General features: G+C 73.2%; 25 protein-coding genes and 1 pseudogene. 23 read left to right on the top strand and 3 right to left on the bottom strand.

Annotated elements, in window-relative coordinates:
• Positions 1-34: 34 nt before the first annotated feature.
• Positions 35-478, bottom strand: a complete 444-nt coding sequence (locus VM95_RS15040; RefSeq protein ID WP_045696698.1) for an SRPBCC family protein — start codon at positions 476-478, stop codon at positions 35-37.
• A gap of 163 nt (positions 479-641) precedes the next feature.
• Between VM95_RS15040 and VM95_RS15035 the strand changes: the two genes are divergently transcribed.
• The 15 genes and pseudogenes from VM95_RS15035 (at position 642) to VM95_RS14975 (ending at position 9,266) form a co-directional block, all read left to right on the top strand.
• A complete protein-coding gene (locus VM95_RS15035) occupies positions 642-1,220 on the top strand; it encodes a TetR/AcrR family transcriptional regulator (protein ID WP_045696696.1) in 579 nt (192 codons plus the stop codon).
• A gap of 165 nt (positions 1,221-1,385) precedes the next feature.
• A complete protein-coding gene (locus tag VM95_RS15030; protein WP_052707378.1) occupies positions 1,386-2,252 on the top strand; it encodes an SDR family NAD(P)-dependent oxidoreductase in 867 nt (288 codons plus the stop codon).
• Positions 2,249-2,644 (top strand): annotated as a pseudogene (locus tag VM95_RS44375) (hypothetical protein); the annotation flags it as partial. The gene VM95_RS15030 and the pseudogene VM95_RS44375, both read left to right, overlap by 4 nt.
• Before the next feature lie 168 nt (positions 2,645-2,812).
• Entirely contained in the window at positions 2,813-2,944 is a 132-nt protein-coding gene (locus tag VM95_RS45185) for a hypothetical protein (RefSeq protein WP_279616830.1), read from the top strand.
• A 399-nt stretch (positions 2,945-3,343) separates the two neighbouring features.
• Positions 3,344-4,135, top strand: a complete 792-nt coding sequence (locus tag VM95_RS42570) for a hypothetical protein (RefSeq protein WP_157882110.1) — start codon at positions 3,344-3,346, stop codon at positions 4,133-4,135.
• 5 nt (positions 4,136-4,140) lie between these two features.
• The gene (locus tag VM95_RS15020) at positions 4,141-5,280 is read left to right on the top strand and encodes an SRPBCC family protein (RefSeq protein ID WP_045696691.1); all 1,140 of its coding nucleotides are present in this window, start codon (positions 4,141-4,143) and stop codon (positions 5,278-5,280) included.
• A gap of 5 nt (positions 5,281-5,285) precedes the next feature.
• A complete protein-coding gene (gvpJ, locus tag VM95_RS15015) occupies positions 5,286-5,732 on the top strand; it encodes a gas vesicle protein GvpJ (RefSeq protein ID WP_078859935.1) in 447 nt (148 codons plus the stop codon).
• Positions 5,729-6,541 (top strand): GvpL/GvpF family gas vesicle protein, encoded by an 813-nt coding sequence (locus VM95_RS15010; protein WP_045696686.1) that lies wholly within the window; start codon positions 5,729-5,731, stop codon positions 6,539-6,541. Before gvpJ ends, VM95_RS15010 begins: the two co-directional genes overlap by 4 nt.
• Complete coding sequence (locus tag VM95_RS15005) at positions 6,532-6,783, top strand: gas vesicle protein GvpG (RefSeq protein ID WP_045696684.1); 252 nt, start codon at positions 6,532-6,534, stop codon at positions 6,781-6,783. Before VM95_RS15010 ends, VM95_RS15005 begins: the two co-directional genes overlap by 10 nt.
• A 3-nt stretch (positions 6,784-6,786) precedes the next feature.
• A complete protein-coding gene (gene gvpO / locus VM95_RS15000; RefSeq protein WP_244178773.1) occupies positions 6,787-7,224 on the top strand; it encodes a gas vesicle protein GvpO in 438 nt (145 codons plus the stop codon).
• A gap of 23 nt (positions 7,225-7,247) precedes the next feature.
• The gene (locus VM95_RS14995; protein ID WP_045696766.1) at positions 7,248-7,640 is read left to right on the top strand and encodes a gas vesicle protein; all 393 of its coding nucleotides are present in this window, start codon (positions 7,248-7,250) and stop codon (positions 7,638-7,640) included.
• Positions 7,637-8,416 carry a GvpL/GvpF family gas vesicle protein gene (locus tag VM95_RS14990; protein WP_045696682.1) on the top strand — a complete coding sequence of 260 codons (780 nt, stop codon included), beginning with the start codon at positions 7,637-7,639 and terminating at the stop codon, positions 8,414-8,416. Before VM95_RS14995 ends, VM95_RS14990 begins: the two co-directional genes overlap by 4 nt.
• Entirely contained in the window at positions 8,413-8,673 is a 261-nt protein-coding gene (locus tag VM95_RS44370; RefSeq protein ID WP_045696680.1) for a gas vesicle protein, read from the top strand. The genes VM95_RS14990 and VM95_RS44370 overlap by 4 nt, the downstream gene beginning before the upstream one ends.
• Entirely contained in the window at positions 8,670-8,987 is a 318-nt protein-coding gene (locus VM95_RS14980) for a gas vesicle protein K (protein WP_045696678.1), read from the top strand. Before VM95_RS44370 ends, VM95_RS14980 begins: the two co-directional genes overlap by 4 nt.
• 105 nt (positions 8,988-9,092) lie before the next feature.
• A complete protein-coding gene (locus tag VM95_RS14975) occupies positions 9,093-9,266 on the top strand; it encodes a CsbD family protein (protein ID WP_045696676.1) in 174 nt (57 codons plus the stop codon).
• An 87-nt stretch (positions 9,267-9,353) separates the two neighbouring features.
• Here VM95_RS14975 and VM95_RS14970 read toward each other — a convergent pair whose 3' ends face one another.
• Positions 9,354-10,166, bottom strand: coding sequence for a leucine-rich repeat domain-containing protein (locus VM95_RS14970; RefSeq protein ID WP_244178772.1), 813 nt, complete (start codon positions 10,164-10,166; stop codon positions 9,354-9,356).
• 82 nt (positions 10,167-10,248) lie between these two features.
• Here VM95_RS14970 and VM95_RS14965 point away from each other — a divergent pair, with 82 nt between their 5' ends.
• The 3 genes from VM95_RS14965 to VM95_RS14955 all read left to right on the top strand — a co-directional run bounded on the left by VM95_RS14965 (position 10,249) and on the right by VM95_RS14955 (position 13,115).
• Positions 10,249-10,689, top strand: coding sequence for a DUF6086 family protein (locus VM95_RS14965; RefSeq protein ID WP_045696673.1), 441 nt, complete (start codon positions 10,249-10,251; stop codon positions 10,687-10,689).
• Positions 10,690-11,058: 369 nt separating this feature from the next.
• The gene (locus tag VM95_RS14960; protein ID WP_045696671.1) at positions 11,059-11,592 is read left to right on the top strand and encodes a DUF4383 domain-containing protein; all 534 of its coding nucleotides are present in this window, start codon (positions 11,059-11,061) and stop codon (positions 11,590-11,592) included.
• Positions 11,589-13,115: a cryptochrome/photolyase family protein gene (locus tag VM95_RS14955; RefSeq protein WP_045696669.1), complete on the top strand. Its 1,527-nt coding sequence runs from the start codon at positions 11,589-11,591 to the stop codon at positions 13,113-13,115. The genes VM95_RS14960 and VM95_RS14955 overlap by 4 nt, the downstream gene beginning before the upstream one ends.
• A gap of 55 nt (positions 13,116-13,170) precedes the next feature.
• On the opposite strand, the gene VM95_RS14950 is transcribed toward VM95_RS14955, so the two are convergent.
• Positions 13,171-15,264, bottom strand: coding sequence for a glycosyltransferase (locus VM95_RS14950; RefSeq protein WP_052707377.1), 2,094 nt, complete (start codon positions 15,262-15,264; stop codon positions 13,171-13,173).
• Positions 15,265-15,458: 194 nt separating this feature from the next.
• Between VM95_RS14950 and VM95_RS14945 the strand changes: the two genes are divergently transcribed.
• From VM95_RS14945 to VM95_RS14925, 5 genes are all read left to right on the top strand, one after another.
• On the top strand, positions 15,459-16,808 hold the full coding sequence (locus tag VM95_RS14945) for a glycosyltransferase (protein WP_045696666.1): 1,350 nt from the start codon (positions 15,459-15,461) through the stop codon (positions 16,806-16,808).
• 230 nt (positions 16,809-17,038) lie between these two features.
• Entirely contained in the window at positions 17,039-18,694 is a 1,656-nt protein-coding gene (locus tag VM95_RS45180) for a molybdopterin-dependent oxidoreductase (RefSeq protein ID WP_279616829.1), read from the top strand.
• A gap of 69 nt (positions 18,695-18,763) precedes the next feature.
• Positions 18,764-19,423, top strand: a complete 660-nt coding sequence (locus tag VM95_RS14935; protein ID WP_045696661.1) for a fasciclin domain-containing protein — start codon at positions 18,764-18,766, stop codon at positions 19,421-19,423.
• A 274-nt stretch (positions 19,424-19,697) separates the two neighbouring features.
• Positions 19,698-20,282: a sigma-70 family RNA polymerase sigma factor gene (locus VM95_RS14930; RefSeq protein WP_107072968.1), complete on the top strand. Its 585-nt coding sequence runs from the start codon at positions 19,698-19,700 to the stop codon at positions 20,280-20,282.
• Positions 20,279-21,022: an anti-sigma factor gene (locus VM95_RS14925; protein WP_045696659.1), complete on the top strand. Its 744-nt coding sequence runs from the start codon at positions 20,279-20,281 to the stop codon at positions 21,020-21,022. Before VM95_RS14930 ends, VM95_RS14925 begins: the two co-directional genes overlap by 4 nt.
• The last annotated feature ends 22 nt before the right edge of the window (positions 21,023-21,044 follow it).

The following is a 21,044-nucleotide window of genomic DNA, read 5'->3' as shown; positions in this document are numbered from 1 at the left end:
CATGCTCGCGCACCTGTCCCGGACCGCGGCGAGGTCAGAACCGTTCAACGGCCGCCTTGATCCGGCGGCCGAAGTCGGGAGCGTCCTTGCGGGCCGCACGCAGCGCCGGGCCGAGCAGGAGCCTGCCGAGTCCGTGGCCGTCCAGCACGTTGAAGATCCGCACCCGGGTACGGCCGCCCGGCAGCGGTTCGAGATCGTAGCCGCCCTCGGCGGTGATGAGGTTCTTGCTCTGCTCGCTCCACCGGATCGTGCGCGGCGCCTCCATCCTGGTGATGCGGAACTGGCGGGAGGTCTTCAGCCCGGCATCCTTCACGGTGCTGCGGAAGACGGTCCCGACAGCGGTCGGTCCGTCCGGCACCTTCGTGATCTCCAGGACCCGGGGGCTGAACTCGGGATCATGGCGCCCGTCGGCGAGGTAGGCGAAGACCTCCTCCACCGGGCGATCGACCTCGACGCTCACCTCGAACAATCCGGACATGGCGGCTCCTCGCTGTGTGCCCGGCCCGCGCTTCACGGCCAGGATTCCAGAGAGCCCCGGCTGCCGCCTTCCGGCGGCGGGACGCCGCACCGGCGTGGACGGTTCAGGAGGGCAGGAAGGCGAGCCCGCCGGGCCGCGGTTGCCGGCCCTCTATGCTGGGCCCGTGACACCGAAGGGCGAGCAGGGACCGACACTGCGGGCGGATGCCGCACGTAACCGCACCCGGGTGTTGCAGGTCGCCCGCGAGCAGTTGGCTGCCGGTGACGACTCGCTCCAGTTGAATGCCATCGCCCGGCTCGCCGGTGTGGGCGTGGGAACCGTGTACCGGCACTTCCCCAACCGGCACGCGCTGCGGGAGGCGCTGTCTGCCGAGCGCTTCCGGGAGCTGGTGGACGAGGCCCAGGCCGCGGCCGCCGACGTGGACGCCCTGGCAGGTCTGCGCCGCCTGCTGCGGTTCACCCTGGCGCGCGCGTTGGACGACAGCGGATTCGCCTCCGTGCTCGAATCCGCCAACGATGCCGAGGCGCAGACCTCGGCACTGAAGGCCGAGCTCGACCTGGCTGTCGCCCATCTGCTTGACCGCGCCCGCGGTCTCGGCGCCGTCCGGCGCGACATCGAGGCCGACGACGTGCGCCGCCTGCTCTGCGGCGTCGAACACGCCCTGCGCTCCGGCGCCTGCGATCCCACCCGCACCGAGGTCTACCTCGATGTCCTCCTCGAGGGCCTGCGCCCGCCGCGCTGACCGCGGCCGACGACCCGGGAGCCAGGCACCGCCGCCCTCACGTCGACATTCACCGGACAACTAACCGGATAACTATCCGATTGTGCTAGCGTGCCCCCACGAAAACGGATAGATATCCGCTTACGGCAGGAAGCGATGGAGGGCGGACCAGTGGAACAGCGGGCAGTGGTCACGGCGGGAACCGGGGGAATCGGCCTGGAGACGGCAATGGGACTGGCGGCGCACGGGCTCGCCGTCACCGTGGTCGGCCGCAACCCCGAGCGCGGTGTCCGCGCCGTCGAGCGCATCGCGACCGTTGCGACCGGAGGCGAGCCGCGGTTCCTGGCGGCCGACCTCGCCTCGCTCGGCGAGGTTCGAGCGCTCGCCGCCCGGCTGGCGGCCGAGGGACCGCTCAAGGTCCTCGTGAACAACGTGGGCGCGATGTTCGCGGACCGGCAGCAGACCGTCGACGGCATCGAGGCGACGTTCGCCGTCAACCACCTCTCGCCGTACCTGCTGACCGAGCTGCTGCTCGATCGGCTCCGCGCCGACGGGCCGAGCCGGATCGTGAACGTCAGCTCCGGCGCGATCAAGGTCGCCAAGCGCACCTTCGACGCCGTCGAACCACCGGGCGGCTACTACGGCTTCCACTGGTACGGCCGCGCCAAGCTCGCCAACCTCGCCTACACCCTGGACCTGGCCGAGCGCCTGCGCGACAGCGGCGTCACGGTCTTCGCGGCCGACCCGGGCGGCGCGGCGACCGACATGACCGACGGCACCATGAACTCACCGCGGATCGTCTCGCCGGGGCTGCGCCTGTTGTGGCCGCTGGTGCGGCGCACCTTCGAACGCTCCACGGCCGGCCCCGCGTCGGTGGCCGCTCGGCCGTCCGTCTTCGCCGCCACCGACACCTCGCTCGATGGGCGCACCGGCCTGCTCATCGGGCCTCAGGTTCACCCCGTCCCCGCCTTCCGCGGGAGCACCGACCCTCGGACGGTCCGTGACGTGCTCAGGCTCAGCAGGCGCCTGGCGCCGCTCGTAGCCGGCCGGTGATCGTCGAGAACCGGACCGCATCAGATGTCGAGGCCGTACAGGGATGCCGCGCTGGCCGACGGAATCCTCTGACGTTCCGCATCGGAGCGCAGCGCCGCCGCCGCGGCGAGTCCGCCCGACTCGGCCTGTGTTCCCGTGCTACTGGGTACGCAGGAGGGGGAGCGGATCGGGACCGCGAGAGGTCGGAGCTCGGGCGTGAGTGGAGAAGTGCGGTACGACGATCTGCTGCGGCCGCTGCCGGAGCTGCTGAAGCGGCACGCCGAGCGGTCGGCGGATCGGGTGGCGTTCCACGACTTCTCACGTGGCGTCAGCTACGCCGATTGGAGCGGCGGACCGGGCGGCTGGGCGGTTCGCTCGCGCGGGCGGGGGTTCGGCGCGGCGATCGGGTCGCGCTCTGTCTGGGCACCTGCGTGGAGCTGGTCGAGGGCTGCCTCGCCGTGCTGCGGGCGGGGCGGTCGGCGTCCTGCTCAATCCCCGCTCCTCCGACGCCGAACTCGACTACTTCCTCAAGGACAGCGGCGCTTCGGCCCTCATCACCGACCCCGCGCCTGCCCGCGACGGTGGTGTTCGAGCACCCGGTGATCGAGGACCTCGCCAGCCACGTGCTCGACCTGCTCGACGACCTGCCCGCCGACGCAGCACCGGAGCGGCCCGGTCCGCCGCCCGCACCGCCCGCCGGCCGCACCGCGTAGACGCTCGCATCCCTGTACCGCACACTCGGCGCGAAGAGCCGGGCGGTGGCCGCGATGCACGCCCGCTTCGAGGGCGAGCCGGACGTCGTGGAGTTCCCGCACCCGGCGGAAGGGTCATCCACCCGATCCGGGTGCGGCAGCGGAACAGTGTCCGCATGCCGACGCGGCCGCCCTCGTCGTCGGGTTGGCGACTCCAGTCGGTGACCACCCGTGACCACCCCGTAGACCGGGTGAGGACGCGTCGAGGCCGAACGGGGCCTGACCGGGACGGGAGCCGCGCGGAACGTGGTCACCCTACGTTGTTTCCCGCTGGTCCGGAGGGGTAGGCGGAGGGGTCACCGAGCCGGGCCGTTGGCCTGCGAACCGATGCGTCCCGGCCACACCCACCAGGGACGGACCATGAAGAACGTGAAACTCGCCGCTGCGGTGGGCGTCGGCTATGTCCTCGGGCGGTTGCACAAAGCCCGATGGGCGCTGGCGCTCGCCGGCATGGCGGCCGGCAAGAAACTGGGTGCCAGCCCGGGAACCGCGGTCGCGCAACTCCTCGAATCCTCGCCGCAGCTGCGGCGGGTGGTCGGCGACGTGCGGGGCGAGCTGGCGAGTGCGGGCAAGAAGGCGGCCGTGGCCGCCGCGTCCCGGCGCGTTGGCGCGCTGACCGACCAGTTGGCACAACGGACCGAGGCCCTGCGCGAGGCGAACGAGCGGCGCGAGGACGACGAACGGGACGACAACGACGAACCCCTCGACGACGAAGAGGAACCCCGCGACGAGCACGAAGAACCGGAGGAGGAGACCGAGGACTCCGGGAAGACCCGGAGCACCCGCTCCGGCAGGTCGTCCCGGACGAGCTCGTCCAGCGGTGGTTCGTCGCGGTCCCGGACGAGCGCCAAGCCTTCCGACACGCGCACGTCGACCTCCAGGAGCACGGCAGCCCGCAAGAGCACAGCGACTCCCAGGAGTGCGTCGACCCGCAAGAGCACGGCGACTCCCAGGAGCACGTCGACCCGCAAGAGCGCGGCGGCCCCGAAGAGCACCCCGACCCGCAAGAGCACGGCGAAGGCGCCGGCGAAGAAGGCCGCCCCGCGCGCGGCGGCCGCCCGGAAGACCGCGGCCTCCTCGGCCACGAAGAAGACGAGTGCCCCGGCCCGCAGGACGACCGGATCGCGGGCGTCCGCACGGAAGTCGGGGTGAGGACGATGGCCAGGCAATCAGCCGAGCCCGAAATCGGCGGCATCGGCGATCTCGTGGACGCCCTGCCAACCGACCAACTGATGGAGCAGGCAAGGGAGTTCGTGTCCGCACTGGGCGAGCGGGCCATCGCGGCGGCCGGCGACCGGGTCGCCGACCTCGCGGACCGGCTGGTCGACTACACCGAGAACGGAGGCGGTGGCGGCGCGGGTCTCCCGGTCGGCAAGCTGCTCGGGGCGGGCGCGGCCGGGGTGAAGAACCTCGTGTCCAACAGCCTTTCGCTCTCCGGGGGCGGGAAGCAGGGCGGCGGAGGCAAGGAGACCAAGGTCACCAACATCGTGGAGGAGATCGAGGTCGGCGTGCCGGTGCGGGTCGCCTACAACCAGTGGACGCAGTTCCAGGACTTCCCGAAGTTCGCGAAGCGGCTGGAGCAGGTGTCCCAGGAATCCGACGAGAAGATCACGTGGAAGGCGGGGATCTTCCTCTCCCACCGCACCTGGGAGTCGACCATCGTCGAACAGGTCCCGGACGAGACGATCGTGTGGCGCTCCAAGGGCGACAAGGGTCACGTCGACGGCACGGTGACCTTCCACGAACTCGCGCCCAACCTCACCAAGATCCTCCTGGTCCTCGAGTACCACCCGAAGGGCCTGTTCGAGCGGACCGGCAACCTCTGGCGCGCCCAAGGCCGGCGCGCCCGCCTGGAGCTCAAGCACTTCCGCCGGCACGTGATGACCCGGACGATCCTCGACCCCGACGGCGTCGAGGGCTGGCGCGGCGAGATCCGCGACAGCGAGGTGGTCCGTTCGCATGAGGACGCCATGGAGGAGGAGCAGTCCGACGAGGGGACGGAGGCGGATGAGGCCGAGGACGCCGAAGGCGCTGCCGACGAGGAGCAGGAGCCGGGCTACGAGGACGAGGGCGAGGGCGACGACCAGGACTACGAGGAAGAGCAGGACGCGGAGGACGACTACGACGAGGACGACGCCGACAAGGACGCCGAGGACGAGGAGGAACCCGAAGAGGACGAGGGCGACGAGTACGACGACGAGTACGAGGACGAACTGGACCAGGACGAACCCGAGGACGAGGAAGACGCCGAACGGCCACGTGGCCGCCGCCGGGCCCTCGCCCGGAGCGGCAGGTGATGACGATGACGGTAGCCCCCAGGACCGGCCACTACCTGGACCGTCCCTCCCCGAGCGGCCTGGCGGACGTTCTCGACCTGATCCTCGACAAGGGCCTGGTCATCGACGTCTACGTGCGCGTCTCGCTCGTCGGCATCGAGCTGATCACGATCGACGCGCGGATCGTCATCGCCAGCGTGGACACCTATCTGCGCTTCGCGGAGGCGGTCAACCGCCTCGATCTGAAGCAGGACCGCACCGAGGGCCTGCCGGAACTGATGGACGACATGCGGCAGGGCGGTGCCCGCCGAAAGACCCGCGGCGCCCTGGAGGGCGTCAAGGAGACCGTCGGCGAGGTGATCGACCAGGTCCGCGGCCGTGGCGGCGAGGACGAGGACGAGGAGGAGGAACCGCAGGAACGGCCCCGGCGCCGGCCCCGGTCCTCCGGCGAACGCAGGGAGCGTGAACGGTGAACCGCGACACACCGGCCGCCGGTGACACCGGAGCGGCCTGCTACGTCTACGGAATCGTCCCCGCCGACGCCGCCGCACCCACGGGCGTCCGCGGGGTGGGCACACCCCCGGCGGCGGTCGATCTGCTCCCGGGCGGACGGGTCGCCGCGCTGGTCAGCGAGGTCGATCCGACCAAGCCCCTGGGAACGCCGGACGACCTCCGCGCGCATGCCCGGGTGCTGGACTCGGTCGTCTCCGCCCTGGTTCCCGTGCTGCCGTTCCGGTTCGGCTCGGTGGTCGACGGCCGCCGGGCCGTGGCTGACGAACTGCTCGGCCCGTCCGAGGAGGGCTTCGCCACCGCGCTGGCGAGCCTGCGCGGCCTCGCCCAGTACACGCTCCGCGGGTCGTACGTCGAGGTCCGCGTGCTGCGGGACGTCCTCGCCGCGCGTCCCGACATCGCCGCCCTCCGGGAGCGGACCGCGTCGCTGCCGGAAGATACCGGCCACTACGACCGGCTCCGGCTGGGTGAACTGGTGGCCCGGGAGATCGGCGACCGCGGCGAGGCCGACGTGCGCCACCTGGTCGACACACTCGGCCCGCTCGCAGTCGCCGTCGCCAGGGGCCCGGACCCGGACCCGGACCAGCCGATCGACGTGTCCTTCCTGGTCCACCACACCCGCTGGGCGCGCTTCGAGGCCGAGGCGGAGGACCTGGCGCGCGGCTGGTCCGGGCGGGTGGGCATCCGCCTCCTCGGGCCGCTGGCGCCGTACGACTTCGCGCCCACGGCCGTCGACGGCGCTTCCGAGGGGGTGCCCGGTCCATGGGTCTGATCACCGGACTCCTCACCCTGCCGCTCGCGCCCGTGCGCGGCGTTGTCTGGGTGGCCGAGCAGTTGTACGCCCAGGCCCGCCGCGAGCTGGACGACCCGGCGACCGTCCGTCGGCGCCTGGCCGAGTTGGAGGAGGCCCGTCAAAGCGGCGCCCTCAGCCCGGAGGAGGCCGACCGGCAGGAGGAGGAACTGGTCGGACGGCTGTGGGAGGCCCGGAGGACGAGCGGTGGGCGGGAGGTGTGAGCCGTGCCCGAACCCGAGCCCCGTGCGCGCCGGCCCGCCGACCACACGGCGGTGCCACGTCGCCGCACCGCCGCCAGCCGCGCCGACGACGAGCATCGCCACCCCGATCCCGGGCGTGACGGGCGCTCGTCCGCCGAACCGGACCGGCCAGACACCGAGAAGCGCACCCGGACCCGCCTTGGCGCCCGCCAGGCCGCCGCCCGGGCGGCCCGCCAGGTGCAGGAGCTCACGGGAAACCTGCCCGAAGTCGTCACCTCGCTGGAGCACAACGAGGAGGGTTGGCGGGTCGGGGTCGAGGTCCTGGAATCCCGCCGCATCCCCGACTCCACCGACATCCTGGCCCTCTACCGGGTCGTCCTGGACGAACGGGGCGGGCTCGTGTCCTACCACCGCGAACGCCGCTACCACCGCGGCCGCCTCGACCCTGGGGAGACACCGTGAACGGCCGCGACTTCGGACCGCCACTGCCGGCGAACTACCGCACCGCGCCCGCCCCGCAGCCGGCCAACCTCGCCGATCTACTCGAACGGGTCCTCGACAAGGGCATCGTCATCGCGGGGGACATCCGTGTGAACCTGCTCGACATCGAGCTGCTGACGATCAGGATCAGACTCCTCGTCGCCTCCGTCGACCGCGCCCGCGAGATGGGGATCGACTGGTGGGAGCACGATCCCGGGCTCTCCTCCGGCCGACGCGACCTCGCCGTGGAGAACCGGCGCCTGCGCGAGCGGATCGATGAACTGGAGGCAGCCGCGAGCGAACCGGAGCGTGCGGCACCCGGCGGCCGTCCCGATGAGTCGTCGGCGTCGGCCCCACCCACCCGCCGTCGTCCCCCGCGCGCGGGGAGGGAGTCATGAGCCACGTCACCTGGCTCTACGCCGTCGTCCCGGCCGACCGACGCCCCGAACCGCGCGAATTGCACGACCTGCGCGGCGTCGCGGCGGAACCCCTCCGCGCGCTGAGCGGGCCGGGTCTCGCGGTCGTGGTCGGCTCGGTGCCCCAGGCGGACTTCGACGAGGGGCCCCTGCACGCCCACCTGGAGGACCCGGTCTGGCTGGAGCACGCCGTCCGGGCCCACCATCGCGTGGTCGAGGCCCTCGCCGGCGCGGGCCCGACTCTGCCCCTGCGCTTCGCCACGCTCTACCACGACGACGCCCGCGCGCAGGAGCTCCTCCGCGCGCGCCACGACGAGCTCACCGAGGCGCTCCGGCGGATCGACAGGCGGACGGAATGGGGCGTCAAGGCATACCTCACCGGCAGACCGTCGGCACGGGAGGAGGAGACCGGCCCCGAGGCCGCGGACCGGCCCGGCACGGCCTACCTGCTGCGCCGCAGGGCCCAGCGGCAGCAGCGTGAGGAAACGGTGCGACAGGCCTCGGAGGACGCACGGAGCGTCCACGCACAACTCGCCGGGCTGGCAGCCGCGGTGGCTCTGCACCCGCTCCAGCCCGCAGAGGCGAGCGGGCGCGGCGAGCCCATGGTCCTCAACGGCTCGTACCTCGTCGACCACGCCGACCGGAAGCGCCTGGAGGATGCCGTGGCCGCCCTCGCGGACGGCCACCCTCACCTCCGGCTGGAGCTGACCGGTCCCTGGCCGCCCTATTCGTTCGCCGACCCGGAGGAGGCGGGGTGAGCACCCCCAGCACCCCCGACCGACGGGCCGAAGACCGGTCCGACGCCCTCTCGCCGGCCGGTGCGGAGCGCGTCGCGCTCGTCGACCTCCTCGACCGCGTCCTGGCGGGCGGTGTGGTCATCGCGGGCGAGATCACCCTCGGGATCGCCGACGTCGATCTGGTGCGGATCAGCCTCCGTGCGCTGGTGGCCTCCGTGCGCGCCGCCACCCGGACCGTCGAAGGCACCATCACCGCACGGGAGGAGGAGCCACCGTGACCGCACGGCCGCCGGAGGAGCCCCACGGGGCCCGCCTCGCCCGGCGCGTCGCCGTCGACCCGGAGACGGTGGGCCGGGACCTCGCCTGCCTCGTCCTCACCGTGGTCGAGCTCCTGCGGGAGCTCATGGAGCGGCAGGCGCTGCGCCGCATCGACGAGGGCGACCTGAGCGAGGACCAGGTCGAGGCCCTGGGGGTGACGCTGATGGCCCTGGAACGGCGGATGGACGAGCTGCGCGACCATTTCGGCCTCGCGCCCGAGGACCTCGACATCGACCTCGGCCCACTCGGCCCGCTGCTCGGGTCCGGCCCCTGAAGCGGAACGATCGAACCGGATCCGCCGGACTTCTACGAAGGGGGGATTAATCGGAGGAATCGGGGCACACGCCTCACGAAACCACGAACCGACGAGGAGGAAGCCGTGGGCGCTGGAAAGAAGATCGCACACGCCGCCGAGACCGCGAAGGGCAAGGTCAAGGAGGCTGCCGGCAAGGCGGTCGGAAACGAGCGGCTCGCCGCCAAGGGCAAGGGGGAACAGGTCAAGGGCGACCTCTCCCAGGCGGGTCAGAAGGCGAAGGACGCCTTCAAGCACTGACAGTGAGCATGTTCATGAGCGGTGGGGAGGTCCGAAAGTGACGTCGGACCTCCCCACCGTGTCACCGGCTACGCCCGTGACGGGAAGTCAGGCGTAGTCGCCCGCGGGTTGGGTGATCCCGGGGCCACCCACGTGGGGGGTTCGGACGTAGTCCTCCGGAGGGGTGGGAAGAGCCTGCACACAGGCTTCGGAGCAGGCGTTGACCAGGAGAGGAAGCACGTCGGTGGCCACCCGCAGGGAGATCCACACCTGATGGATCTCGATTCCTTCCAATGACCGGTCGCACACACTGCATGCGCTGATCGAGGTGGCACCCCATTCTCCGGGCTCGACGTCCCCGAGGCCGAAGGCGCCCGTCGAAGCGCGGCCGGACCGAAGCGAGGGGAACGGTGGGCGGAGCTTCTCGTTTCCGTACAAGGCGCGCGTGCTCACGGTGCTCCGTTTCAGGCTCGGGCACCTGGTCAGCTCATACGGGAACCAGTGAAGCCGGTAGGACGTGTACGGGGTGAACTCCTGCAGACTGGTCATCGCGCCGATCTCCGGGGGAATCCGAACCAGGTTGCTGCCGTAGAGGATGAAGTGCTTGACTGCGGTCAGTTTCGCGACGGTGGGCGGCAGAGTGACGATCTGCCGCCGCTCCTGCGGACTCAGGTCGACCAGCGGTCGAAACACCTCGCGCCCGTCTGCGGCCGCTTCCTCGATCAGCGCCAGGAAGTGCTGCCAAGCCGACGACGACGTGTCCTGCCGGTCGTTGTGGAAGCGCACCCGGCGCCGACTGGCTACCCGGGACTGGTCGAAACACGTACAGATGTCGCGGTAGGACGCGCTGCTGCCCGGAACCGGGCCCGACGTGTCGCCCCACCGGTTGATCTGCGACTTCGACCCTGCTTCATTCGCCATGGCATACAAGATACGGAGACACTGGTGAGCCATAACGGGCAGGGAATGGTCATCAAGCGACAGACGAGCGGGGGATGTACCGATGAGCCAGTACTACGAGTTGGGCGAAGAGACACTGTGGAACCCGGCCAACGGAGCATCCCGGCTGTTCCTGCAGCAGCTGGCGGTCTTCGAGGCGGAGATCGGCCTTCGGTCGGGCATCGGCCCCATGGAAGCCGACGAATGCCAGATAGATCCCGCCGCACTCGAGGTCTTCGCCAACGCCCTGCTGGCCTGGCACCGGGGAACCCACCACGCCGTCATACGTGCCCTGAGCGAAGGCTTTGCCATCACCGTGCTGGCTCTCGCTGAGCGGGCAGGCGTCGAAGTGCACTGGGAAACACCACGGGCCACCCTCAGGGATGGAGTCCGGGACATGCAGGTTCCGACGCGCCCGCCAACACTCCCCGGCGAGAGCGAGGACGCACGGGAAAGCCAACTGCGCGAGAAGGTGCAGGACCTCGCCTCCCTCATGGCGCGCTGAGCTTGCCCGTGCAGGTCGACGCCATTGGCACGGTCTGCCACTTCTGAACGAGGGCGCATCTCGGTCAGTTCGATGGCCGAGGTAGCACGCGCCGTTTCGCGGTCCACCGTGCAGCGGTCCACCCGCGCGGGACAGAACGCGGGGCCGCCGCTCGGTTCCTGGTAGGCAGGAAGCGGCCTCCAGGCAGCCTGACCTGCCCTGCTCCTCTGAGCCAGCAGGTCCCGGTACCGGACCCGCCTCCGGTCGGTCCGCGAACGATGCGAACGATGCGGCATCGCTGCGACTATTCCAGTCGGACACCGCGGCCGATGCTCCGGACAGGGCCGTGTACCACGCGCCCGACACGATCATCGAGGAACGGAGCGGATCATGAAACTCCACGAGGAGCTGCCGGTCGACCACCGACTGTCCCAGGTGTACCGCGCCGGAGCCGGCCTCTGCGGCGCTGCCCTGCTGGTCTTCGGCTTTCTCGGCCTGTCGGACGGACTGCCCTTCTTCAGCACCGATGGCGAGAAGATCGCCGGTCTCTCCAGCAACGGCCTGCTCAGCCTGGTCTCGGTGGTCACGGCCGCGGTACTTCTCGGCGGCGCGCTGATCGGCGGAAACATCGCTTCCACGGTCAACATCACCGTCGGCGCCCTCTTCGTCCTCAGCGGCTTCGTCAACCTCGCGCTGCTGGATTCATCGGCCAACATCCTGGCCTTCCGCATCCAGAACGTGCTGTTCAGCTTCGTCATGGGCCTGGTGATCGCCACGTTCGGCATGTACGGCCGGGTGAGCGGCAAGCTCCCGCTCGACAACCCCTACTGGCGCCGACGCCACCCGGGGCCCGGCGACCGCCGGGATGCTCCGGCACTCCCCCTCGGCTCCCGGCCGGCCGACCTTCCCGGGCCGCCGGCATGAGCGGGCCGCGCCCGCACTGGCTCTTCGGCGACCAGCTCGGGCCGCACTTCCTCACCGCCGGCCTCACCCCCGGCGAGGACGGTCCGGACCCGGACGCCCCGCTCGTCATGATCGAGGCCCGCTCGGTGCTCCGCCGGCGGCGGTTCCACCGGGCGAAGGCCCACCTGGTGCTGTCCGCGATGCGCCACGCCGCGGACGCCCTGGGCGACCGGGTGCGCTACGTCCAGGCCGACACCTACCGCGAGGGCCTGGCCCGGGCCGTCGGACGCCGCCGGGTCACCGTGTACCACCCGACGTCGCGCGCGGCCCTCGGCCTGGTGGACGCCCTCCCCCAGGTCACGGTGCTGCCACCGCGCGGCTTCCTCGTACCCTTCGCCGACTTCCGCCGCTGGGCGGGCGAACCCGGTGGACGGCGCCTGCTGCTGGAGGACTTCTACCACCGGGTGCGCCGCGCCGAGCACCTGCTTCTGGAACCGGACGGCAGCCCGGCCGGCGGCCGGTGGAACCTCGACCGGGACAACCGCGAACCCCCGCCCAAGGGCGCCGCCACCCTGCCGATCCCCCCGCCCTTCGAGCCCGAGGAGGACGGCATCGACGAGCGCGTCCGGGCCGACCTCGAACGCTGGGAGCGCGACGGGAACGTCGCCTTCGTCGGTCGGGACGGCCCGCGCCGCTTCGCCGCGACCCGGCCGGAGGCCGAACGGGCGCTCGCGCGCTTCGTCGCCCACCGCCTCGCCGACTTCGGCCGCTACGAGGACGCCATGCTGCACGCCGACCCGTGGATGGCCCACAGCGCCCTCTCCGTCCCGCTCAACCTCGGCCTGCTCGACCCAGGCGAGTGCGTGCGCGCCGCCGAGGCCGCATACCGGGCCGGGCAGGTGCCGCTCAACAGCGCCGAGGGCTTCGTCCGGCAGATCGCGGGCTGGCGCGAGTACGTCTGGCAGCTCTACTGGCACCTGGGCGAGGACTACCGCGACGCCAACCACCTCGGCCACCACGAGCCGCTGCCCGCCTGGTTCCGCGACCTCGACGCCGACGCCGTCACCGCCCGCTGCCTGGCCCGCGTCCTCGCCGAGGTCCGCGACCACGGCTGGGTGCATCACATCCCCCGGCTGATGGTGCTCGGCAACTGGGCCCTCCAGCACGGCTGGGACCCGCGCGAGCTCACCGACTGGTTCCACCGGTGCTTCGTCGACGGCTACGACTGGGTGATGACCGCCAACGTCGTCGGCATGTCCCAGTTCGCCGACGGCGGCCTCGTCACCACCAAGCCGTACGCGGCGGGCGGCGCCTACCTCCACCGGATGGGCGACCACTGCGGCCCCTGCCGCTACCACCCGACCGAACGCCTCGGCGACCGGGCCTGTCCGTTCACCACCGGCTACTGGGCTTTCGTCCACCGCCACCACGACCTGCTCGCCGCCAACCACCGCACCGCCCGGGCCGCCGCCGGCCTGCGCCGCCTGACCGGCCTGCCCGAGGTCCTGGCCGCCGAACGCGCCCGCGGCCAGTCACCCCCGTGACGGCACCCGAAGACGGTGCCGCCACCGCCCGCGCGTTCAGCCGCGTCCCGCCACGTCAGGCACAGGACCCTCCGCGGTCCCCGTCCTGCGGCCGATCCGCGAGGCGGCCCTTTCGGCACGTCGCCCGGTAGGCCTCGGCCAGGGACGCGGCCATGGCGTCGATGCCGAAACGCTCGCGCACCGTCGCGGCCCCTGCCCTCGCCATCGCCGCCAGTTCCGGCGCGGGGGTGACGACCAGGGAGCGCAGGCCGTCTGCCAGCCGCCCCGCCGATTCGGTGGCCAGCAGTCGTCCGTTGACGCCGTCGCACACGTAGTGCGAGGCCCCGCCGCGCTGCGGGGCGGCCACCGGGAGGCCCGCTTCCATGGCCTCCAGCACGGCCAGCCCGAACTCCTCCTTGGCACTGGGGCACACGTACAGCGCGGAGCCCGGTCGGCCCTGCGCCAACGCCCGTTCCAGCAGCCGGACATGCCGGTTGGACAGCGCGGGCCACAAGGCCGCCCGACGCCGGGCGACCGGGTCCGCTGCCAGGAGCTCGGTGAGCCGGCGGCGAACCTCCGCCTCGACGGCGGTCGGGGCCGCGGGAGACCCGCCCACCAGCAGCAGGGTCGTGCGGTGGTGGAGGCCCGCCTGCATCCAGGCCCGGACCAGTTGCTCCTGCTGCTTGACGGGGTGGAGCCGCCCCACGCACAGCAACAACGGCAGGTCGCGGTCGGCGGCATCCAGTCCGCCGCCGGTCCCGCCGCCCTCGAAGAGACGGCCGAGCAGTCCGTGGGCCGTCGTCCCGTCGTCCGCCGCGGGCCGGAACGGGGCGATGCCCTCGGGCTGCAGGTGGACCCGCCGGTCCCGCAACTGCGGGAAGTAAGCGGTGAGTTCCTCCGTCCCCGGCCTCCCCGGCATGGCCACCAGCAGATCGGCGCGGGCCACGAGGCGGTCTGCGACGAAGACCCGGTGCAGGTCCAGGCGCAGCGCGCGTGCGGCATCACCGGTCTGTTGCGGCGCCAGGCCCGTGTGCCGTTCGTCCATCGTGCGGTGGGGGTCGGGGGTGACGGTGAACGCGAGCTTCGAGCCGTGGCGACGGGCGGCCCGGGCGACGGCGAGGGAGGCGTCGTCGGCGAACCTGACGTGCGCGATGTCCGGTCGGGCACCCGGGAGTTCGAAGACCCGGCCGGCCCACCAGGCCAGCGCCGCCGGGTGGCCGGCGGCATTCTCCGGATCAAGCGGTTCGGACGCGTCCACGGGCAACCGCACCAGCACGTGTGCGCGCCCCAACCGGTGGACCAGGTCCGTGCGTTCCGTCTCCTCGGCCCGGGCGGTGGTCAGCGTGAGGACCCGTGCGACGCCCGCACGGGCCGTCAGCGCCTCCCCCAGCCCGGTCAGCAGGACGCTCATTCCGCCGCTGAGTCCGGCGCCTGGTTCCTCCAGGCGGCCCTGCAGCATCGACTGGGCGACCACCGGAGAGCCCCGCGAGGGCTCGGCCAGAGCCGCGAACGCCGCCCGGAACCGCCGCCCGGACGGCGAGCCGGGTCGCGCCCGCTCGGCGCAGGCGGACAGCAGGAGCCCTTCGTAGCCGTCCCTCGCCTCGTCGGCCCCCGGGAGCACGGGGCCCGCGCCGGGGATTCCCGACAGGTAGCGCCAGAGGGCGTGGGCCTGTTCCCGGCCGACTGGGTCCAGCGCGGCCGCCTCCCGGAGCGAGAGCGGTCGCAGACCGTTGACGTCCGCCACGTCGAGCAGGAAGGCGGTCTCGGCCGGTCCCGGCTCCGCGAGCAGCCTGCGGCGGATCTGCTGGGTCGCGCTCCGCCCGCCGCCCGGGCCCGCGCTGCGCTCCCAGGCCTCCGCGAGCGCCGTCCGCTCCCTGGGCGCCAGATCGGGCGCGGCACCGGCGGCGGCCAGGATCCATGCCGGTACGGCGCGTTCGCGCCGTGCGAGCTGGCGCAGCCGCGCAGCACGCCGGTCGGACACCGGCAGCGCCGCGTCGGGGCGCACCCACGATCCCCCGTACTCGGCCCGTGCCAGCCGGCCGAGCAGGTCACCGCCCTGGGGGACGGTGACGTCCCGGGCGAAGTGAAACCTGCGCCACGCGGCAAGGGCCCCGGCCTCCACGACGTCGGGGCTTGGAGCTGCCGCGGCCGGTGTGGCGTGCTGGGTCATCGTGCTTCCTCCCGTGTCGCCGTGCGGTCAGGGGCGGCTTCGGAGGCGGCCGACGAAACGGATTGGCCCCGGCCCGCCGGCCTTCGCCACCCGCCCGCCACGGAGGTCCGGGGCGGGCGTCCGGCTGCGGCCGCCCCCGGGCGCCTGGCATCATCGGAGGCCGCCCGCGAAGCACCGCCCCGGGGGAGGACCGCATGACCCGCGTCGCCGTGATCAGCCCGCCGTTCCACTCCCACGCCCGGCCGATGGCCGCCCTCGGCGCGGCGCTGAGCGGCCACGGCGCCCGCGTCGACTTCGCCTGCGCACGCGCCTTCGCCGACCTCGCCGCCGCCAACGGCCTCGGCTTCGCCGAACTGGCGGTCACCCGCAACGCGAACCACGGCGTCGCCGAGACCACACGGCAGGACGGGGCCGAAGCCCGTCGCCTGCGCGAGTTCCTCGACGCCACGCACCACGGCCCGGCCGCGACCCTCCTGACCCAGGCCCGCCACCGCCGGGACGACATGCTCGCCGACCCCGAACACGTCCTGCGGGACCTCGCCGCCCTCGACCGGCGGCTGCGCCCCGACTGGTACCTCGTCGACCAGCTCGCGTACTCCGCGACCCTCGCCCTGCACTGCCTCGAGTTGCCGTACGCCACCTTCTGCCCGGGCCACCCCAGCTACCTGCCGACCGCACCCGACGCCTACTTCGGACTCCCCTACGCCTGGCCGGACGCCGTGCGCCCCACCACCGCCGACCTCGACCGGCTACGCCGCGCGGCGGCGGCCAACGACACCGCGTTCACCGACGCGTTCAGGGCGGTCATCCGCCGCCACGCGCCCGGCCGGCCCGAACCCGAGCGGGCCTTCGCCCTGTGCTCCCCGCACGCCGTCGTCTTCAACTACCCCCGCCTGCCGTGGCTGCCACCCCCGCCGACCGGCCCCCGGGCCCTGTACGCCGGGCACCTGCTGCCCGAGGCCGGCCCCGGGCCGCTGGACGAGCACTGGCAGGCCGTCCTCACCCGGCTGACGGCCGAGGAGCGGCCGGTGGTCCTCGTCGCCCTGGGCACCTTCCTGTCCGCCCGTCACGACGTCCTGGCCGTCACCGCGGCCGGAATCCTCCGGCACACCCCGGCCTCGGTGGTCGTGGCCGCGGGCGAACGCGTCGGCGCCGTCACGGCCGACCCCCTGCTGCGCGGCGCCGACCCCGAACGGATCCACGTCGCGGCGACGATCCCGCAACAGGAACTGCTCCCGCACGCCGCCGCCATGGTCCACCACGGCGGCAACAACTCGTTCACCGAGTGCTTGCACGCCGGTGTGCCCGCACTGGTCCTGCCGTTCTCCAGCGACCAGTTCGCCATCGCCCACGACGCCGAACGCGCCGCGGCCGGCCGATGCCTGGATCCCAACACGCTCACCCCCGCCGCCGCCGGCCGCGCCGTCGCCGCCCTGCTCGCCGGCCGGGCGCACGGCGCCGCCGCACTCGGCGTCCGCCTGCGCCCGCGCGGCCCCGCCCGGGCCGCCTCCGCCCTCCTGGGGTGCATGCCCTCCCGCCCCTGAATCGTCGGCCGGCCCCGGTCGACGCACCACCGGTGCGACAGGGGCCACGGCGCCGTGGGCGGAGGGTGGAAGACGCTGACGCGCCAAGGGCGACCGAAGGACGGCGACGGCGCGGCCGCTTCCGCTTGTGCCGCCTGCCGCCTGTCGCCTGTCGCCTCCCAGAACGGATCGGTCGGCCCAGGAGGAGAACTCGCACCCATCCGCCGCACCGGATGCGCCGAATCCCGGACGTGAGCAACGACGTACCCCCTCCCCCGCCCCGTACCGGGCATCGCCGCGGACGGCTCCTGCGGGCGGGCGCCGCCGCGGCGACCGGGTGGGCCGCGGCGGCGGCCGCGCTCGGAGCCGGTGAACTGGTCGCCGCCTTCACCGGCCCCGGGACCGCGCCGGTCATCGTGGTCGGCGCCGCCGCGATCGATCTGACGCCAACACCGTTGAAGGAGTACGCCGTTCGCACGTTCGGCACCGACGACAAGCCGGTGCTGCTCGGCGGGATCTACCTGACGACGGCGCTGCTCGCCGCGCTCGCCGGCGTGCTGGCCGCACGCAGGCCCGTGCTCGGTGCGGGCGTCTTCGCGGCCTTCGGGCTGCTCGGCACCTGGGCCGCGCTGTCCCGTCCCGAAGCCGGTGCCGCGGATGCCGCGCCCGCTCTGGCCGCCGGCCTGGCCGCCACGGCGGCCGCACTCGTCCTCGCCCGGATGCTGCGCGCCGCCACACCGGCTGCCTCCCCCACGACCGCGCCCCACCGGGTGACACCGGAACACCCGGTGAGCGGGGACGGGCCCGGCGAGCACCCCGCCGAACGCGACGGCGGCACGTCCCGCCGTGCCGTCCTCGCCGCCACCGGCGGGACGATCGCCGTCGGTGCGCTCGCCGGCCTCGGCGGCCGCGTCCTCTCGGACCGCCGCTACGACATCGGTGCCGCCCGCACCGCCGTCCGCCTTCCCCCGGCCGCGCGGCCCCTGCCGCCCCTGGCCACCACCCTGCACCCCGGCGTCCCGGGTCTGTCCCCGTTCGTCACCCCCAACCGGGACTTCTACCGGGTCGACACCGCCCTCACCCTGCCCCGCATCGACCCGCGCCGCTGGACCCTGCGCATCCGCGGCATGGTCGACCACCCCCTCCTCCTCACCTTCGACGACCTGCTGCGCGAACCCCTGGAAGAGCTCGACCACACCCTGTCCTGCGTCTCCAACGAGGTCGGCGGCCCCTACGTCGGCACCACCCGCTGGCTCGGCGCCTCCCTCCCGGCCCTGCTGCGCCGGGCGGGCGTGCGCCCCGGCGCGGACCAACTCGTCGGCCGCTCCCAGGACGGCCTCACCATCGGCACCCCGCTGGAATCCGTGCTCGACGGACGCCCCGCGCTGCTGGCCGTCGCGATGAACGGCGAGGCCCTGCCCGTGGCGCACGGCTTCCCGTGCCGCAGCGTCGTCCCCGGCTTCTACGGCTACACCTCCGCCACCAAGTGGCTCGTCGACCTGGACGTCACCACGTTCGCCGCGTTCGACCCGTACTGGGTGCGCCGGGGCTGGGACCGCACCGGCGCGGTCCGCACCGCCTCGCGCATCGAGGTCCCGGCCCCGTTCGCCCGGGTGCCCGCCGGGAACGTGACCGTGGCCGGCACCGCGTGGGCCACCCACCGCGGCGTCGCCGCCGTCGAGGTCCGCGTCGACGCCGGCCCCTGGCAGGAAGCCCTGCTCACCGCCGACCCGGGACCCGACCTGTGGCGGCAGTGGACCCACACCTGGACCGCGGCCACCCCCGGCACCCACCGGATCGAGGTCCGGGCCACCGACGCCACCGGCACCGTCCAGACCGAGAACCGTGCGGGGCCCTACCCCGCCGGCGCCACCGGCTGGCACAGCGCCGTCGTCACGGTCACCTGAAAGCGACCCCGTACCCACCCGGCTGGGCCGCCGGCCCAGCCGTCACCACCTCACAAGGAGATCCGACCCATGTCCACCACCCGCCGCCGCAACACCCTCGCCGCCCTCCTGACCGCCACCGCGCTCGCCGTGAGCCTCGGCGCCTGCAGCAGCAGCGGATCCGGATCCTCGGCCGCCACCACGGCCGCCGCCGTGCCGTCCACGGCCGCCGGCAGCACGGCCCCGGGCGGCGCCGCCTCCGGCAGGGCCATGGACGACCAGCCGTTCGGCAGCGCCTGCGCGGCCGTGCCCCAGGACGGCGCCGGCTCCTTCGCGGGCATGGCCAAGGACCCCGTCGCGACCGCCGCCTCCAACAACCCGCTGCTGTCCACCCTCGTCACCGCCGTCAAGCAGGCCGGCCTCGTCGACACCCTCAACTCCGCGCAGAACATCACGGTCTTCGCGCCCACCAACGACGCCTTCGCCAAGATCCCCAAGGCCACTCTGGACGCCGTCCTCGCCGACAAGGACAAGCTCACCAAGATCCTCACCTACCACGTCGTCCCCCAGCGCCTGGCCCCCACCGCCCTCACCGGCGCCCACAAGACCCTGGAGACCGACAACCTCACCGTCACCGGCAACAGCCCCGACTTCACCGTGAACAGCACGGCCAAGGTGCTGTGCGGAAACGTCCAGACCGCCAACGCCACCGTCTACATCGTCGACACCGTCCTGATGCCCGCCTCCTGACCCACCCCGAGCACTCCCGGGCCGGGGCCCGCCCACCAGGCGGACCCCGGCCACCACCCGCCACCCGTGCGGGCCTGGGCCGACCCGGGTTCGTCCTGTTCGAGCAGACACCGCGTGTGGGACCAATCCGCGCGGTCGGCGGTGGCGAATGCAGAGCGACTGACGGTGCCCGCTGTTCGATCCAGGAGGTTCTCATGCACAGCTGCCGGCCCTTGGGCAGGTCGCGGCCACCGCGCTCGGCCGCACGTGCCACCCCCGTCGTGGGGGCGGTCCGGTGAACGCGGTCGTGCACCTGTCGGCCCCGAGGTTCCGCGGCCCGGACCTCAAGGAGCTGGTCGCCAAGACCGCCTTCGGCGACCAGGAGGCGTTCTCCGGGCTCTACGACGCGGTGGTCGGCCCGGTGCTGGGTCTGGTGCGGCGGGTGCTGCGGGACCCCGCCCAGTCGGAGGAGGTCACCCAGGAGGTGATGTTCGAGCTGTGGCGCACCGCCGCCCGGTACGAGCCGCAGCGCGGCGAGGTGCTGCCATGGGTGCTGACCATGGCGCACCGGCGCGCGGTGGACCGGGTCCGTGCCGCGCAGGCGGCCGCCGACCGGGACCAGAAGGCGGCGGCCCGCTCCCATGTCCCCGCCTTCGACGAAGTCGCCGAGCAGGTCGAGAACCGCCTCGAACGCGAGCAGGTGCGCCGCTGCCTGCAGTCGCTGACCGAGCTGCAGCGCGAGTCGGTCACCCTGGCGTACTACCGGGGGTACACCTACCCCGAGGTCGCCGAGCTGCTGGGCACCCCGCTTGGCACCGTCAAGACCCGGATGCGGGACGGGCTGATCCGCCTGCGCGACTGCCTCGGAGTTGGATCATGAACGCGGCACCCGACCCGCACACCCTCACCGGCGCCTACGCGACCCACGCGCTGCCCGAGGAGGAACGGCTCGCCTTCGAACAGCATCTGGCCCAGTGCCCGGCCTGCGCGCAGGAGGTCGCCGAGTTCGAGGCGGCCTTGGCTAGGCTCGGGGCCGCCGAGTCGGGCCGACCGCCGTCCGGGCTCAAGGCGGCGGTGATGGCGGGAATCGGTGACGTGCGCCAGCTCCCGCCCCTGACCGGCCCCGCCGAACGCCGCCGGGGGACGTCGCGGCCGGCCCGGCAGTGGCCCAAGCTGGCGCTCGCGGCATGCCTCGCGCTGGCCACCGGGTTGGGAGCGGTCGCCGTCCAGCAGCACGACCAGGCCCAGCGCGCCCGGTCCCAGGCCAGCAGCCTGCGCGAGGAGCAGGCCGCCGTCACAAGTCTGCTGACCGCCCCGGACGCTCGCACCACCACCACGGCCTCCGGGCCGGCCGTCGCCACGGTGGTCTGGTCGGCGGACCGCGGGCAGGCCGCCTTCCTCGCCAGCGGAATGCCCGCCCTGCCCCAGGGCCGCACCTACGAACTGTGGTTCAACGACTCCGGCACGATGCGCCCGGCCGGCCTGCTGCCCGCAGACCACGGGCAGCTCCTCCTCACCGGCAACATCAACGGCGCCGTGGGCGTCGGGGTGACGCAGGAACCGTCCGGAGGCTCCGCCCATCCCACCGGGCAGCCCCTCATGCTGCTGCCCCTGACCTGACACGGCCCCGAGCGCGCCGACC

This window comes from Streptomyces rubellomurinus (assembly GCF_000961885.1).
GTDB classification, from domain to species: domain Bacteria; phylum Actinomycetota; class Actinomycetes; order Streptomycetales; family Streptomycetaceae; genus Kitasatospora; species Kitasatospora rubellomurina.
The sequence above is the reverse complement of the archived record's forward strand: the minus strand, read 5'-3'. Positions and strand labels throughout refer to the sequence as shown.

Bases quoted from the DNA above. Each gene is read 5' to 3' on its own strand.
- VM95_RS15040 (WP_045696698.1), bottom strand. From the start codon at position 478: ATGTCCGGATTGTTCGAGGTGAGCGTCGAGGTCGATCGCCCGGTGGAG.
- VM95_RS42570 (WP_157882110.1), top strand. From the start codon at position 3,344: ATGAAGAACGTGAAACTCGCCGCTGCGGTGGGCGTCGGCTATGTCCTC.
- VM95_RS15020 (WP_045696691.1), top strand. From the start codon at position 4,141: ATGGCCAGGCAATCAGCCGAGCCCGAAATCGGCGGCATCGGCGATCTC.
- gvpJ (WP_078859935.1), top strand. From the start codon at position 5,286: ATGACGGTAGCCCCCAGGACCGGCCACTACCTGGACCGTCCCTCCCCG.
- VM95_RS15005 (WP_045696684.1), top strand. From the start codon at position 6,532: ATGGGTCTGATCACCGGACTCCTCACCCTGCCGCTCGCGCCCGTGCGC.
- VM95_RS14990 (WP_045696682.1), top strand. From the start codon at position 7,637: ATGAGCCACGTCACCTGGCTCTACGCCGTCGTCCCGGCCGACCGACGC.
- VM95_RS14970 (WP_244178772.1), bottom strand. From the start codon at position 10,166: ATGGCGAATGAAGCAGGGTCGAAGTCGCAGATCAACCGGTGGGGCGAC.
- VM95_RS14965 (WP_045696673.1), top strand. From the start codon at position 10,249: ATGAGCCAGTACTACGAGTTGGGCGAAGAGACACTGTGGAACCCGGCC.
- VM95_RS14960 (WP_045696671.1), top strand. From the start codon at position 11,059: ATGAAACTCCACGAGGAGCTGCCGGTCGACCACCGACTGTCCCAGGTG.
- VM95_RS14955 (WP_045696669.1), top strand. From the start codon at position 11,589: ATGAGCGGGCCGCGCCCGCACTGGCTCTTCGGCGACCAGCTCGGGCCG.
- VM95_RS14950 (WP_052707377.1), bottom strand. From the start codon at position 15,264: ATGACCCAGCACGCCACACCGGCCGCGGCAGCTCCAAGCCCCGACGTC.
- VM95_RS14945 (WP_045696666.1), top strand. From the start codon at position 15,459: ATGACCCGCGTCGCCGTGATCAGCCCGCCGTTCCACTCCCACGCCCGG.
- VM95_RS14935 (WP_045696661.1), top strand. From the start codon at position 18,764: ATGTCCACCACCCGCCGCCGCAACACCCTCGCCGCCCTCCTGACCGCC.
- VM95_RS14925 (WP_045696659.1), top strand. From the start codon at position 20,279: ATGAACGCGGCACCCGACCCGCACACCCTCACCGGCGCCTACGCGACC.